At 73.5% G+C, this 14,976-nt stretch carries 14 protein-coding genes; 4 read left to right on the top strand and 10 right to left on the bottom strand.

The genetic code is table 11. The features are described from left to right. Positions 1–245: 245 nt before the first annotated feature. The 3 genes from ACFWJB_RS23165 (at position 246) to ACFWJB_RS23175 (ending at position 4,199) form a co-directional block, all read left to right on the top strand. Entirely contained in the window at positions 246–1,007 is a 762-nt protein-coding gene (locus ACFWJB_RS23165) for a DeoR/GlpR family DNA-binding transcription regulator (protein WP_385473582.1), read from the top strand. Next, positions 1,004–1,951: a 1-phosphofructokinase gene (gene pfkB, locus ACFWJB_RS23170; RefSeq protein WP_386924490.1), complete on the top strand. Its 948-nt coding sequence runs from the start codon at positions 1,004–1,006 to the stop codon at positions 1,949–1,951. Before ACFWJB_RS23165 ends, pfkB begins: the two co-directional genes overlap by 4 nt. Before the next feature lie 142 nt (positions 1,952–2,093). Next, entirely contained in the window at positions 2,094–4,199 is a 2,106-nt protein-coding gene (locus ACFWJB_RS23175) for a fructose-specific PTS transporter subunit EIIC (RefSeq protein ID WP_386924492.1), read from the top strand. A gap of 93 nt (positions 4,200–4,292) precedes the next feature. Here ACFWJB_RS23175 and ACFWJB_RS23180 read toward each other — a convergent pair whose 3' ends face one another. The 4 genes from ACFWJB_RS23180 to ACFWJB_RS23195 form a co-directional block, all read right to left on the bottom strand. After that, positions 4,293–5,039, bottom strand: coding sequence for a DUF6227 family protein (locus ACFWJB_RS23180; RefSeq protein WP_386924494.1), 747 nt, complete (start codon positions 5,037–5,039; stop codon positions 4,293–4,295). Between the two features lie 177 nt (positions 5,040–5,216). Continuing rightward, on the bottom strand, positions 5,217–6,446 hold the full coding sequence (locus ACFWJB_RS23185; protein WP_386924496.1) for an Ig-like domain-containing protein: 1,230 nt from the start codon (positions 6,444–6,446) through the stop codon (positions 5,217–5,219). Positions 6,447–6,610: 164 nt separating this feature from the next. Further along, complete coding sequence (locus ACFWJB_RS23190; protein WP_386924498.1) at positions 6,611–7,669, bottom strand: P1 family peptidase; 1,059 nt, start codon at positions 7,667–7,669, stop codon at positions 6,611–6,613. Between the two features lie 47 nt (positions 7,670–7,716). After that, positions 7,717–8,949: a low temperature requirement protein A gene (locus tag ACFWJB_RS23195; RefSeq protein ID WP_386924500.1), complete on the bottom strand. Its 1,233-nt coding sequence runs from the start codon at positions 8,947–8,949 to the stop codon at positions 7,717–7,719. 65 nt (positions 8,950–9,014) lie between these two features. On the opposite strand from ACFWJB_RS23195, the gene ACFWJB_RS23200 reads away from it, so the two are divergent. Further along, entirely contained in the window at positions 9,015–9,191 is a 177-nt protein-coding gene (locus ACFWJB_RS23200; RefSeq protein ID WP_386924502.1) for a hypothetical protein, read from the top strand. Positions 9,192–9,203: 12 nt separating this feature from the next. Here the strand turns inward: ACFWJB_RS23200 and mscL are convergent, their stop codons facing one another. The 6 genes from mscL to ACFWJB_RS23230 form a co-directional block, all read right to left on the bottom strand. Next, positions 9,204–9,674, bottom strand: a complete 471-nt coding sequence (gene mscL, locus ACFWJB_RS23205) for a large conductance mechanosensitive channel protein MscL (protein ID WP_386924504.1) — start codon at positions 9,672–9,674, stop codon at positions 9,204–9,206. Positions 9,675–9,785: 111 nt separating this feature from the next. After that, positions 9,786–10,340, bottom strand: coding sequence for a hypothetical protein (locus ACFWJB_RS23210; protein ID WP_386924506.1), 555 nt, complete (start codon positions 10,338–10,340; stop codon positions 9,786–9,788). Positions 10,341–10,476: 136 nt separating this feature from the next. After that, positions 10,477–11,319 carry an S-methyl-5'-thioadenosine phosphorylase gene (locus tag ACFWJB_RS23215; RefSeq protein WP_385462153.1) on the bottom strand — a complete coding sequence of 281 codons (843 nt, stop codon included), beginning with the start codon at positions 11,317–11,319 and terminating at the stop codon, positions 10,477–10,479. Positions 11,320–11,408: 89 nt separating this feature from the next. Beyond that, a complete protein-coding gene (locus ACFWJB_RS23220) occupies positions 11,409–11,729 on the bottom strand; it encodes an FmdB family zinc ribbon protein (RefSeq protein ID WP_385462156.1) in 321 nt (106 codons plus the stop codon). 67 nt (positions 11,730–11,796) lie between these two features. Then, positions 11,797–13,107, bottom strand: a complete 1,311-nt coding sequence (locus ACFWJB_RS23225) for an MFS transporter (protein WP_385462159.1) — start codon at positions 13,105–13,107, stop codon at positions 11,797–11,799. 243 nt (positions 13,108–13,350) lie between these two features. After that, positions 13,351–14,889 carry a potassium/proton antiporter gene (locus tag ACFWJB_RS23230; RefSeq protein WP_385462162.1) on the bottom strand — a complete coding sequence of 513 codons (1,539 nt, stop codon included), beginning with the start codon at positions 14,887–14,889 and terminating at the stop codon, positions 13,351–13,353. Positions 14,890–14,976 lie beyond the last annotated feature (87 nt).

Genomic DNA, 14,976 nt, shown 5'->3' on the forward strand with positions numbered 1-14,976 from the left:
GCACTTCGGTGCCGGGCCCACCCGCGTCCCGCTGCGGCGTCCTCGGCCCGTGAACCGGACACCGGTACGGACACGGACGGACGCGACGGAGACCGACATGAAGGCGGCCGCGGAAACGGACACGGGGACGCCCGTTCGTGCCCGGTTGTGTCTGATCGATTCCGCTTGCCTGTTTACATTGCGGAAAACCGCACGTAGCCTCCGGTGAAACCACACGTTCGGGCACAAGGTGAAGGTGAACAGGCATGTACGCACCGGAGCGGCAGCAGGAGATCCTCCGGCTCGCCCGTGACGGCGGCCGGGTGGACGTCGTGTCGCTGGCCGAGGAGTTCCAGGTGACGGCGGAGACCATCCGCCGCGACCTCAAGGCCCTCGACCGCGCCGGCCTGCTCCGCCGAGTGCACGGTGGCGCGATCCCCGCCGGACGCCTCGACTTCGAGCCGGACCTCGCCGAGCGCGAGTCCACCGCGGCCGGCGAGAAGGAGCGGATCGCCAGGGCCGCCCTCGCGGAACTGCCCGCCGAGGGCACCGTCATCCTCGACGCCGGCTCGACGGTGGCCGGCCTGGCCGCCGCCGTCCCGCCCGAGGCACGGCTCACCGTCGTCACCCACAGCCTGCCCATCGCGGCCCGCCTCGCCGACCACCCCGGCATCCAGCTCCACCTGGTCGGCGGGCGCGTGCGGCACCGTACGCGGGCCGCCGTGGACGCCTGGGCGCTGCGCGCCTACGGCGAGATCCGCGCCGACGTGCTGATGGTCGCGGCCAACGGCTTCTCCGCCGAGCACGGCCTGACCACCCCCGACCTCGCCGAGGCCGCGGTCAAGCGGGCCGCCGTCGCCGCGGCCCGGCGCGTGGTGCTGCTCGCCGACTCCGCCAAGCACGGCCAGGAGCACTTCGCCCGCTTCGGCGCCCTGAGCGACGTGGACCTGCTGATCACCGACAGCGGGCTGAGCCCCGAGGACGCCGCCGCCATCGAGCGCGACGGCACGGAAGTAGTACGCGCATGATCCTCACCGTCACCCCCAACCCGTCGCTGGACCGGACCTACGAGGTCCCCGCCCTGGACCGCGGCGAGGTCGTCCGCGCCACCGGCGAGCGGGTCGACCCGGGCGGCAAGGGCGTGAACGTCTCGCGCGCGGTCACGGCGGCCGGGCGGCGCACCGTCGCGGTGCTGCCCCTCGGCGGCGCACCCGGCGCCCTCGTCGCCGACCTGCTGGACGCCCAGGGCATCGAGGTCGCGCCGGTGCCCGTCGCCGGCGCCACCCGCTCCAACATCGCGCTCGCCGAGGCCGACGGGGTCCTGACGAAGATCAACGCACCGGGCCCCGACCTGTCGGCGGCCGAACGGGAACTCCTCCTGGAGACCGTACGGCGGCAGTCGCGCGGCGCCGACTGGATCGCCTGCTGCGGCAGCCTGCCCCGCGGACTCGCCCCGTCCTGGTACGCCGCCCTCGTCGCCCGGGCGCACGCCGCCGGAGTACGCGTCGCCGTGGACACCTCCGGACCCGCCCTGCGCGAGGCGCTGCGCGAGCGGCCGGACGTCGTCAAACCCAACGCCGAGGAGCTCGCGGAGGTCGTCGGGCGCCCCCTCGCCACCATCGGCGACGCCCTGAAAGCCGCCGCGGAGCTGCGGGAACTGGGCGCGCGTGCCGTGCTCGCCAGCCTGGGCGCCGACGGGCAGCTCCTCGTGGACGACGCGGGCACCTGGTTCGGCAGCGCCCGCGTGGACGCCGTACGCAGCAACGTCGGCGCCGGTGACTCCTCGCTCGCCGGTTTCCTCCTCGCCGGCGGCGGCGGACCCGAGGCCCTGGCCTCCGCCGTCGCGCACGGCGCCGCCGCCGTCCGGCTGCCCGGCAGCGTCATGCCGACTCCGGCCGACCTGGACCCGGCCGCGGTCACGGTCACGGACCAGGTGCCGGTGGACCGCCCGCTGCGGGAGCCGGTCCCATGACCGGCCCGCGCGGCCCCGGCCCGCACGGAGGCACCCCGGTGCCCGTTCCTCCCCGACGCGTCACCCCTCCCCGCAGCACCCCCGTCCCCGCCCTCGCCCGTCACCCCGCGTACCGGGCGATACGCGAGCTAAGGAGCCCGCGATGACCGACATGATCACCGCGGACCTGGTCGACCTCGACCTGTCCGCCGACACCAAGGAAGCGGCGGCCCGCGCCCTCGCCGAACGGATGGTGGCCCAGGGCCGGGTGACCGACCTGGAGGGCTTCCTCGCCGACGTGGCCGCCCGCGAGGCACAGATGCCGACCGGCCTGGACGGCGGCATCGGCATCCCGCACTGCCGCAGCGCGCACGTCACCGAGCCGACCCTCGCCTTCGGCCGCAGCGCGCTCGGCATCGACTTCGGCGCGGCGGACGGCCCCGCCGACCTGATCTTCCTGATCGCCGCTCCGGCGGGCGCCGACGACGCCCACCTGACGATCCTCTCCTCGCTGGCCCGGCAGCTGATGAACGCCGAGTTCACGGCCGCGCTCCGCTCGGTGGGCGACGCCCCGGCCGCCGCGGCGCTGATCCGCGGGGAAGAACCGGCCGCCCCCGACGGCGACGAGGACTCCGTGGCGGTCCCGGCGGCGGCCTCCGCCGGGGCCGCCGCGGGCAGCACCGCGGACTGCACCGGGGACGGCACCGCGGACGGCACCGCGGACGGCAGCGCGGGTGCCGGCGAGGCGGCGGCGGAGGCCGAGCGGCCCTTCCGCATCGTCGCCGTCACCTCCTGCCCCACCGGCATCGCGCACACCTACATGGCGGCCGAGTCGCTGGAGAACGCGGGCCGCGAGGCGGGCGTCGACCTCGTCGTCGAGACCCAGGGCTCGGCCGGCTTCACCCGGCTCGACCCGGCGGTGATCCAGGCGGCGGACGGCGTGATCCTCGCCCACGACGTGCCCGTGCGGGACAAGGACCGCTTCGCAGGGAAGGCGACCGTCGACACCGGCGTCAAGGCGGCCATCAACCGCCCCGGCGAGCTGATCACCGAGGTCCGCGGCAAGGCGGCCCGCGGCGAGGTCACCTCCGCGACGCCGGGTGCGACGCCCGTCGAACGCGGCGGCGAACCCGGCGAGGGCTACGGCACCAAGCTGCGCACGTGGCTGATGTCCGGCGTCAGTTACATGGTGCCCTTCGTCGCGGCGGGCGGTCTGCTCATCGCCCTGGGCTTCGCCATCGGCGGCTACGAGATCAACAAGGCGCCGTCGGTGATGGACCACTTCGTGTGGACGCAGGCCGACAGCTGGGCGGCGCTGCTGTTCCAGATCGGCGGCGTGGCGTTCGGCTTCCTCGTCCCGGTCCTGGCCGGGTACATCGCCTACGGCATGGCCGACCGGCCGGGCCTCGTCCCCGGCTTCGTCGGCGGCTCGATCGCGCTGACCGTCAACGCGGGCTTCCTCGGCGGTCTGGCGGCCGGTCTGATCTCCGGTGCCGTGGTGATGGCGATCCAGCGGGTGCCGATCCCGGCTGCGCTGCGCGGCATCATGCCGGTGGTGGTGATCCCGCTGATCTCCTCGGCGGTCGTCGGCTTCCTGATGTTCGTGGTGATCGGCAAGCCCATCGCGTCCGCGCAGAAGGCGATGACCGACTGGCTGAGCGGACTCTCCGGCACCAACGCCGTCCTGCTCGGCGCGCTGCTCGGCCTGATGATGTGCTTCGACCTCGGCGGCCCGGTCAACAAGGTCGCCTACGCCTTCGCCACGGCCGGCATCGCGGTCGCCGACCCCAGCGACTCGGCGATGAAGATCATGGCGGCGGTCATGGCGGCCGGCATGGTCCCGCCGCTGGCCATGGCCCTGGCCACGACCGTGCGCGGCCGGCTCTTCAACGCCGCCGAACGCGAGAACGGCAAGGCCGCCTGGGTGCTGGGCGCCTCCTTCATCTCCGAGGGCGCGATCCCGTTCGCCGCGGCCGACCCGCTGCGGGTCATCCCCGCCTCGATGGCGGGCGGCGCGCTCACCGGCGCCCTGTCGATGGCCTTCGGCGCGACGCTGCGGGCCCCGCACGGCGGCATCTTCGTGGTCCCGCTGATCGGCAACCCGCTGCTCTACCTGGTCGCCGTCGCGGCCGGAGTCTGCGTCACCACGGCCCTGGTCGTCGTCCTCAAGGGCCTGCGCGGGCAGACGCCCGCGGCCGCGGCACCGGGAAGCGCCGACGCGGGCCCGTCGGCCTCCACGGCCGGGACGGAGCAGCCGGTGGCGGCGTGAGACGGCGGCCGACCGTGCGATGCGCCGGGCCGGATCCTTCTCCGACCAGGCCCGGCGCATCGCGCCGTTCCGCGGCCGGTCCGTGACGGCGGTTCAGGAGGGCTGCGCCGCCCGCCGCTCCATGGCCCGGCGGGCCGCCTCCTCGCTCACGTACACCTCGCACATGTGCCGCCCGTCGGGCGTGGCCGTGTGCTCGACCTCCCACAGGGAGACCTCGGCGCCGTCCCGCAGCAGGAAGGCGTGCTCGTAGAGCGAGAAGCCGATCGCGGCGCGGCCCGTGCGGCCGGGGGCGCCGAAGGCCTGCGTGATCTGGTGCGCGGACGCCGTGGCCAGCAGGGCGGCGGTGTCCGCGCCGGGCCGGTCCGCGTTCTCCGCACGGCGCAGCAGCCGGCGCGCGTGGTCCGCGGAGCCGCCCTGGACGTAGACGTGCCGCGGGGTGGGGATCGGCGACAGCTGCACCGGCACCGGCAGTTCGAAGTCGGGCGTGTCCGGCGGCAGCGCCAGCCTCGCGGTGGCGGCGCGCAGCTCCTCCTCGTCGACGTACACCTCGTGCTGCGCCTCGCCGCCCGGGGCGGTGTTGTGGACGAGCTCCCAGAGGGTGAGGGCCGAGCCGTCGGCGAGCAGCCACGTGTGCCTGTAGGTCTCGCGGTGCAGTCCGGCGCTGTGGTGCGCGGAGTGCAGCGAACCGTCGTGCGCCAGGGCGCAGTCCAGCCGCCCTATCGTCTCGTCGGGCAGCTCGAACGAGTTCAGGGCGCGGCCGAGCAGTCGCATGAGGTGCTCCTCCGGAGACTCGGGCGACTCGGCTGGTTCGTACGCTGCCGTCTCGTACGGAACGCTCAAGGTTTCTCCCGGCGTTGCTGCATGTCACCTGGTGGGTGCATACCGTAGCCCCTCGGTCGGACATCATGTTTGGGAACCGGGAAAACGTACGCACGAAAAACGCCCGGGCCGCGCGAGATGTTCCCGCGCGACCCGGCGATCCGTCAGAACCTGCTGTTCAGCGAGCCGGTGGGCCGGTCAGACGGCGCTGCCGGCGACCCATTCGCTCCAGCCCATGTTCCAGCCGTTGAGGCCGTTGTCGGGCGCGATCGTGTCGTCCGGGGAGTTCTTGACGACGACGACGTCCCCGATGAGCGAGTGGTCGTAGAACCACTTGCTCGGCGTGTCGCCCTGGCCGCCCTGCACGTCGCGCAGTCCCACGCAGCCGTGGCTGGTGCCCTGGTTGCCGAAGGGCGGATTGCCCTTCGCGTACCAGTAGTTGCCGTGGATGAACGTGCCGCTGCTGCTCAGCCGCATCGCGTGCGGCACGTCCGGGATGTCGTACTCGCCGCCGAAGCCGACCGTCGAGCCGTCCATGTGCGTCTGGAGGGACTTCTCGGAGATCACCATCTGCCCGTTGTACGTCGGGTTCTCGGCGCTGCCCGCCGAGATCGGGATCGACTTGACCGTCTCGCCGTCGCGCACGACCGTCATGGTCTGCGTGTTCACGTCCACCGTGGAGACCTGCGAGCGGCCCACGGTGAAGGTGACGGTCTTCTTCTGCACGCCGAAGACGCCGTTGGCGCCCTCCACCCCGTCCAGGTCGATCTTCATCGTGACCTTGGAGCCGGCCTTCCAGTAGTCGTCGGGCCGGAAGTCGAGCCGCTGCGCGCCGAACCAGTGCCCGACCACCTCCTGCCCGCTGCTGGAGGTGACCGTGATGTGCGACTGCACGGCCTTCTTGTCGCCGATCTCCTTGTCGAACGTGAACGACACCGGCATGCCCACACCCACCGTGGCGCCCCCGTCGGGGGTGTACGTGCCGATGAAGCTGTTGTCCGAGGAGACGGTGGTGAAGGTCGAGTCGGCCGAGGACGGCAGGCCGTCCGCGTCCTTCGCCGTCGCGCTGATCCGGTACTTGGTGCCGCGCTCCAGCTGTTCCTTCGGCTTCCAGCTCGCGCCGTCGGCGGACACCGAGCCCGGTACGGCCGTCCCCGTCCCCGCCACCGTCATCCTGACCTCGGTCAGCCGGCCGTCGCTGACCTTCACGCCGGTCGCGTTGATCGACGCGCCGGTCGAACCGTCCTTCGCGGAGATCACGACCTTCGCCACGGAGGTCTTCACCGAGCCCGTGCCGCCCTTGCCGTCTCCGCCGCTCTTGTCGTCGGCGCTGGCGCTGCCGCCGCAGGCGGTGAGGGTCAGGGCGCCGACCACGAGGGCGGCGCAGGCCACCAGTGCGCGACGCGCTGATATGTCCTGCGTTGTCACGGGCTGCTCCATGTTTTCAGGTGATGTGCGTTTCCGCTTCAGCCCTGAAGAGCGGCCCGGCGCCGGGCGGGGTTCCCGCCGGCCGCCGGAAAAGGCGATCAGTGACAGAACCGCGACAATCGCCCCTCGCCGCCTTGCACTTGACCCCGCCGGACCCCGCTCCGCTACGACGCCCCGCGCGTCTCCGCGTCCGAGGGGACCCCGTACAACGCGTCGTACGAGGGCCAGGATCCGCCCGGCCCGTCCACCGGCCCGGCGGCGCGCACCGCGCGCACGATCGCCCGGGTGACCATGTCCGCGCCCGCCGCGAGTACCTCGTTCAGCGCGAGCGGCAGCGCCGCGTCGAGCGGGCGCTCACCGGTCGCCAGGGCGAACACCGTGTCCCCGTCGTTGAGCAGGTGCACCGGACGCACGGCACGTGCGATGCCGTCGTGCGCCGTGCCGGCCAGCTTCTGCGCCTGCGCCTTGGACAGCCCGGCGTCGGTGGCGACCACGGCGACCGTCGTGTTGAGCGGAGGCGGGGCGTTGCGGGCCGCCACCTCGGCGAGGCGCCGCCGCGCAGCCTCGTGCACGTCCGCCGCCGGATACGCCACGCGCCGTCCCCCGAACAACTCCCCGTACAGCACGCCCGTCTCCGGATCCACCGCCGACCCCGCCGCGTTGGCCACCACCAGCGCGGCCACCGTGACGCCCGACTCCAGCACGGTGCTCGCGGTGCCGACCCCGCCCTTCAGGAGCCCCACCACGGCTCCCGTGCCGGCCCCGACCCCTCCCTCGGCCACCCGCGCACCCGGTGCGCTCGCGTGCGCCGCCTCCACGGCCGCCCGACCGGTCGCCGCGTCCGGCCTGGCCCGGAAGTCGCCGCCCCGCCCCAGGTCGAAGACGCAGGCGGCGGGCACCACCGGCACGACGTGCGCCGGGTCGGGTCCGACCCGCACCCCGCGCCCCCGCTCCTCCAGCCAGGCCATCACCCCGGACGCCGCGTCGAGCCCGTAGGCGCTGCCGCCGGTCAGCACGACCGCCTCGACCCTCTGCACCAGATTGCGCGGATCGAGCGCGTCGGTCTCCTTGGTGCCGGGGCCGCCGCCGCGCACGTCCACGGCGGCGACAGCCCCGCCCTCCGGCGCGAGCACCACCGTCGTGCCGGTGAGCCACCCGTCGCCGGCCCGCGTCGCGTGCCCGACCCTGACCCCGGCGACGTCCGTCAATGCGTCAACTGTCATGCCCCCAGTGTCGGCCGGTCCCCGGCACCCCGGGCCGCGGCGTGCGCTCACGCGGCCGGTGTCGTCGTCCCCCGGTCCGGCACGCCCGCGCGGGCCGTCAGTACCACCCCGGCCGCGACCGCCAGCGCCAGGACGATGCCCGCCACCAGCACGGCCGCCTCCCCGAGGAACGTGCAGCCGACCACCAGCAGCGCGGCGGCCGGCAGGACCAGTTGCTGCGCGACGCCCACCTTGAAGTGGCGCGCGTGCAGCACCCAGACCGTGAGCAGGAACGTCGCCGTCGGCAGGGTCACCGCGGCGGACGCCGCGAGCGTCGAGATGTGCGCCTGGCCGACGGCCTGCTCCACCGCCACCTCCAGCCCCGCGCCGATCGCCGCCGCCGAGGCGAAGACCAGGTAGTGGCCGTAACCCCACACGAACGCCTGCCTGCTCGTGCGCAGGTGCCCGTGGATGGGCACCACGAAGTAGATCCACCAGGCGGCGAAGACGATCAGCAGCCCGCCCACCGCGATCGGCAGCACTTCGCCCAGGGCGTCGTTCTCGTCGATGCCCGACTTCACCGCGACCGTGGCGGCGGCGATGGTCTCGCCGAGCACGATGATCGTGAACAGCCCGTACCGCTCGGAGATGTGGTGCGGGTGCCAGGACGACTGGTGGTCCTTCTCCGCGAGCGTCGGCACGCACATCTCCAGCAGCGCCATCACCAGGAACAGCCACGCCCGCCCGGCGGCCGGCACGAACAGCAGCCCCACCCAGCCGATCTGGCAGAGCAGCACGCCGCCGGCGTACCTCAGGGTCATCGCGCGTTCCGCCGGTCCGGCACCGCGCGCGGCCCGCAGCCACTGCGCCGACATGGCGAGCCGCATGATCACGTAGCCCAGCACGATGACCGTGAAGTCGTGGTCCTCGAAGGCCCGGGAGATCCCGGCGGCGAGGACCAGGACACCGGCGATCTGCACCAGGGTGACGATCCGGTAGAGCACGTCGTCGTTGTCGTACGCGGAGGCGAACCACGTGAAGTTCATCCACGCCCACCAGATGGCGAAGAAGACCATCGCGTAGTACAGGACCCCCTCGCCCGCATGCCCCTCGGCGACGGCGTGCACCAGCTGCACGCCCGCCTGGGCGACGGCCACGACGAAGCACAGGTCGAAGAAGAGCTCCAGCGACGAGGCGACGCGATGGGACTCGTGACGGGGCCGGGCCGTGAGCCTGCGCAGCGGCCGGTGACCGGCGGCCGGGGCGGAGGACTCGGGCGGGGGAACGGGACTGGACGTCATGGGTCACAGCACACCAGAGACGGGACGCGGGAGCGCGCGCGGGGGCGGGTCGTACCCTGGATTCCATGAGCACCGCCCCCGAACCCGAGCCGCGCGCGCCGAAGCCCGCGCTGGTCTTCGACGACCCGCTCGACCAGCAGTCCTCGGACGACACCGACCGGGGGTGGGGTGAGCGGCCCGACGCCGACAGCGCGGCCGACCTGAAGCGCTTCCTCGACGAGAAGCCGCCCCACCACCTGTGACCCCCGCGGGCGCTAGGTGCGGTCGCGGTCCGGACCCCGCTGCGCGATCAGCGCGTCGCGGATCTCCTTGAGCACCTCCAGCTCGGACACTTCGACGACCTCCTGCGTGCCCTCCCGCGCCTTGCGGCGGGCCTCCACGCGGGCCAGGTACTTCGACATGGGCAGGACCATCATGAAGTAGACGACGGCCGCCGTGATCAGGAAGGTCAGGGTGGCGCCGAGCACCGAACCCCACAGGATCCGGACGCCGGTCGCGCTGTCGCCCGTCCCGGTGCACGGGCCCTTCAGACAGGAGCTGTAGCTGTCGAGGTTCTGCGTGCCGAACGCACCGACCAGCGGATTGATGATGCCCTTCACCAACGAGTTGACGATGTTGGTGAAGGCGGCGCCGATGACCACCGCGACCGCCAGATCGACGACGTTCCCGCGCATCAGGAAGGCCTTGAAGCCCTGCCAGACGCTCGGATCCTTCTTCGCGCTCACCTCGGGGGCACTCCTCACATGAACAGGTTGTGGAACAAACCGCTCCGCAACCTACGCCGACGCCCGGCGGTGCTGTCCAGTCCGTCCCCTCGGTGGAGGTGCCCGGCAGGGTCAGCACAGCGTCACCGCCAGCCGCGCCCGGACGCCCGCGCCGACCAGCCGGTGCGCGGTGGCGGCCGGCACCGACAGCACGACGAGCGCCCCGGCCTCCGGTGCTCCGTCCCCCGCCACCCCGGCGGCGGGTTCCGGCACCTCCACCACCCGCGCCCGCCGCGCGATCACGGACGCACCGCCGTCCGCGCCCTCCCCGGACGCGACGACGTCGACATGGTCACCCGGTGCGAGCAGCCGCACCGTCGCGGCGTCGGCGATCCGCACGGGCGCCGCCACCGGGCCGGCCGCCCGCTCACGCGCCCGGTCGGACACCGGATGCCCCCGCGCCCGGCCGCCGTCCTGTGCCCCGGTGCCCGGATGCGGGCCCGCCGCCACCAGCGCCGCCGCGGTGACCGCGAGACCGGCGGCCACGGCGCGCCGCCGGTCCCGGACGAGCCGGTGCAGCTGATGGCGTCCGCCGCGCACCCGCACGGGAGCGAAGTGCGGCACCTCGCAGGTGGGCGGGGCGTCGGCGCCGAGCGGCTGCGGGAAGGGAACGGCGGAACGGGACACGGCGGGCACCACCTGTGACGAGGGATCGGCTGGCGGACACCACGATGGGCCGTCCCGCCGATTCCCGCCGGGGCCCGTGGACCACCGGCCGCTTGTGGAGAACTCCGTCACCCGATCGAGGCGTTCCGCCCGCCCGCTACGGCAGCGTGAAGCCCGGGTCCATCCCGCCCAGCGCCTGCCCGCACCGGCAGTCCCGCTCCCCGGCCGCCGGCAGCGCCGCCACCGCGTCGAACAGCACGCCCCGCAGCCGGTCCACATTGGCCGAGAACACCCGCAGCACCTCCTCGTGAGAGACGCCCTCACCGCTCTCGGCCCCGGCGTCCAGGTCGGTGACCAGGGTCATCGAGGTGTAGCAGAGCTCCAGCTCACGGGCGAGCGCGGCCTCCGGGTGGCCGGTCATGCCGACCACCGACCAACCTTGCGCCCGGTGCCAGGACGACTCCGCACGGGTCCCAAAGCGCGGCCCCTCGACCACGACCAGGGTGCCGCCGTCCACCGGTTCCCAGTCCCGCCCCCGCGCCGCCTTGAGCGCGGCCGCCCGCCCGGCGGGGCAGTACGGGTCGGCCAGCGACACGTGCACCACGTTGGGCACCGTGCCGTCGGCCAGCGGCAGCCCGTCGAAGTACGTCGACGCGCGGGACAGCGTCCGGTCGACGAACTGGTCCGGCACCAGCAGCGTGCCCGGCCCGTACTCGGGGCGCAGCCCGCCCACCGCGCACGGGCCGAGGACCTGGCGCACGCCGACCGAGCGCAGCGCCCACAGGTTGGCCCGGTAGTTGATCCGGTGCGGCGGCAGATGGTGGCCGCGCCCGTGCCGGGGGAGGAACGCGACCCGCCGGCCGGCGATCTCGCCGAGGAAGAGGGAGTCGCTGGGCGGCCCGTACGGCGTGTCCACCTCTATCTCGGTCACGTCGTCGAGGAACGAGTAGAAACCGGAGCCGCCGATCACACCGATCTCGGCATTCACCATGTTCGCCATGCCCGCACCCTAACCGCCCCCCGTTCGGGGGACGCGGGAACGCCGAAGACCCTGTCGTCGCACGACGACAGGGTGTCCGGTGGAACGTGCTACGCGGCGGTGGTGCTCGAGGAGGAGCTGCCGGAGCTCGACGAGCCCGTGCCGGCCGACGAACCCGAGTCCGAGGAGGACGACGAGGACGTCGAGGCGGGCTTCGACGAAGACGACGACGCCGGCGAGCTGCTGGACGAGCTGCCGCGGCTGTCGTTGCGGTAGAAGCCGGAGCCCTTGAAGACGATGCCGACCGCGGAGAAGACCTTCTTCAGGCGTCCCTTGCAGTTCGGGCACTCGGTCAGGGCGTCGTCGGTGAACTTCTGCACCGCCTCGAGGCCCTCGCCGCACTCGGTGCACTGGTACTGGTACGTCGGCACTGTCTTCCTCCTGGCACTCTCACTCGATGAGTGCTAACGACGGTCCATAGTGACGTATTCCTGGGGCTCAGTCCACTGTGGCGGGCGTGCGGTGACCCACGCCACGTGCGACCGTCCGGTCGCGGGACGGTGTCGCCAGCCGGGAGCGCAGGGCCACCAGCACCGCCAGCGCGAGCACCGTGCCGCCCATCGGGACCAGGAACCCGGCGCCGTCCCGGAACCGGTCCTCCAGCTGCCCGGCGATCGTGACGGCCGCCGCCTGGCCGAGCGCCACGGCGCCGGTCAGCCAGGTGAAGGCCTCGGTGCGGGCGCCCGCCGGGACCAGGTCCTCGACCAGCGTGTACCCGGTGACCAGGGCGGGCGCGATGCACATGCCGACCAGCAGGCCGAGGCCCGCCAGCACGGGCACCGAGTGCGCGGCCCACAGACCCGAGGCGGTCAGGGCGAGGGCGGTGTAGCCGACGAGGAGGCGCCGCTGCGGGGCCACCTTCCAGGCGACGGCGCCGCAGACCAGGCCGGAGAGCATGTTGCCCGCGGCGAAGACGCCGTACAGGACGCCGTTCATGCCGGGCTCGCCGATCGACTCGGTGAACGCGGCCAGCGAGACCTGCATGCCGCCGAACACGGAACCGATGCCCAGGAAGATCACGGCCAGCACCCGCACGCCGGGCACCCGCAGCGCCGGGACGTGCGCCACGCGCGCGTGGCCGCCGTCGCCACCGCCGACCCGCGGCTGGGTGCTCTTCTGCGCGGCGAACAGCAGACCGCCCACCAGCGTCAGCGCGGCCTCGGTGACCAGGCCGGCGGCCGGGTCCACGGCCGTGCACAGGGCGGTCGCCAGCAGCGGGCCGAGGACGAAGGTCAGCTCGTCCGTGACCGACTCGAAGGCCGCGGCCGTGCTCATCAGCGGCGAGCCCCCCAGCTTCACGCCCCAGCGGGCGCGCACCATCGGGCCGATCTGCGGCACCGAGGCACCGGTGGGCACGGCCGCCGCGAACAGCGCCCACAGCGGGGCGTCCGAGAGGGCGAGGACGGTCAGGGTCAGGCCGGACAGGGCGTGCACGAGCACGCCGGGCAGCAGGACGGCGCGCTGGCCGAGACGGTCGGCGAGCCGGCCGCTGTAGGGGGCGAACAGGGCCATGGAGACGCCGGTGACGGCCGCGGCGGCGCCCGCGACGCCGTACGAGCCGGTGGTGTGCTGCACCAGCAGCACGATGGAGATCGTCAGCATGGCGAACGGCTGGCGGGCCGCGAAGCCGGGAAGCAGGAACGTCCAGGCGCCGCGGGTGCGCAGCAGCGGTCCGTATCCGGGGCGGGAGGACGCGGTGTGCGGCGTCCCCTCCGGCGACTTCTTCGACGGGGTGACCGTGGATGCCACGGCCGTGCCTTTCTGCCGCCTGGTAGCGCCGGTCCGCCTCGTGGCTGTCGCCGTGCGGGAGCGCCGAGAGCTGTCCTCTTGCGCGGACTGCGGTAGATACCGGAGCCCGGCTCGCGGGACGTTCCGGCCGCCATACGGTCGCGCCAGCTCTGCTTCAGGCAGAGTTGGTTCGATCAGGTGCCGCCTTCATCGTACAGGGGGCAACCAGGTCGCCACCTGTGAAAGCGAGCACCCCGACCCCGCTCACCCGCCCTTCGTGCCGGTGTCCGCGGTGCCGAGCCAGCCGGCGAGCTTGCCGCCGTGTCCGACCGCGCGCAGCCGGGCCTCGGCCGCGTCCCGGACGGGGTCGGTGGCGACCACGAGGAGCTCGTCGCCGCGCCGCAGCCCGGTCGTCGGCAGCGGCACGAACGACGTGCCGTCCCGCACGACCAGCGTGACGGCGGACCCGGCGGGCAGCCGCAGTTCGCTGATCTCGACGCCGTGCATCCGGGAGCCCTCGGGGATGGTGACGGACAGCAGGTGTCCGCGCAGCCGCTCCAGGGGTGCCGACTCGATGCCGAGGTCGGCGGCCTCGTCCCCCTTGCCCAGGTGCAGCTTGCGGGCCAGCCAGGGCAGGGTCGGGCCCTGGATCAGGGTGTAGACGACGACCAGGACGAAGACGATGTTGAAGATCCGGTGGCTGCCCGCGACGCCCTCCACCATGGGGATCGTCGCGAGGATGATGGGCACGGCGCCGCGCAGCCCGGCCCAGGACATCAGGGCCTGCTCCTGCCAGGGAACCCGGAAGGGCAGCTGGCACAGCACGACGCTCAGCGGACGCGCCACCATCGTCAGCACCAGCCCGATGACCAGGGCGGGGACGATGTCGTCGCCGAGTTCGTGCGGGGTGACCAGCAGGCCGAGCAGCACGAACATGCCGATCTGGGCGAGCCAGCCGAGCCCGTCCGCGAAGCCGCGGGTGGCGGGCCAGTGCGGCAGCCGCGAGTTGCCCATCACCATCGAGGCCAGGTACACGGCGAGGAAGCCGCTGCCGTGCGCCATGGCACCGGCCGCGTAGGCGGTGACGGCGATGGCCATGACGGCGATGGGGTAGAGGCCGGAGGCGGGCAGCGCCACGTGCCGCAGCCCCCACGAGCCCAGCCAGCCCACCGCGAGTCCGATGGCCGCACCGATGGCCAGCTCCAGGGCGATCTCGCCGAGCAGCAGGTACCAGTGCTCGATCGGTCCGGCCGCGGAGAAGGCGACGACGAGGATGACCACCGGGGCGTCGTTGAAGCCCGACTCCGCCTCCAGCGTGCCCGTTATGCGTGCGGGCAGCGGGATCCTGCGCAGCACCGAGAAGACCGCCGCCGCGTCCGTGGAGGACACCACCGCTCCGACGATCAACGCCTGCCGCCACTCCAGCCCGGTCAGGTAGTGCGCGCCCGCGGCGGTCACGCCGACGCTCACCGCGACGCCGACCAGCGCCAGCGCGGAGGCGGACGGCAGGATCGGCCTGATCTCCTTCCACTTCGTGCCCAGACCGCCCTCGGCCAGGATCACGACCAGGGCCGCGTACCCGATGACCTGCACCAGTTCGGCGCTGTCGAACTGGATGTGGCCGATGCCGTCCTGGCCCATGGCGACGCCGATGGCCAGGTAGACGAGCAGGCTGGGGAGCCCGCTGCGCGAGGAGATGCGGACCGCCGCGACGGCGATGAGCAGGACGAGCGAGCAGACGAGCAGGAGCTGGTTGAGGTGGTGGACAGTCAGCGGCCGTTCCCTTCCCTGGCGCACGGGCACCCGCGCGCGTCGCGGTGCACCGAGGGCCCGCGCGCGGGTGCGCGGTCGCCGGTGCGCACGCCACGAGGCGCGGGTCGGTGTGCGGAC

The organism is Streptomyces sp. NPDC127100, assembly GCF_042724095.1.
Lineage (GTDB): Bacteria > Actinomycetota > Actinomycetes > Streptomycetales > Streptomycetaceae > Streptomyces.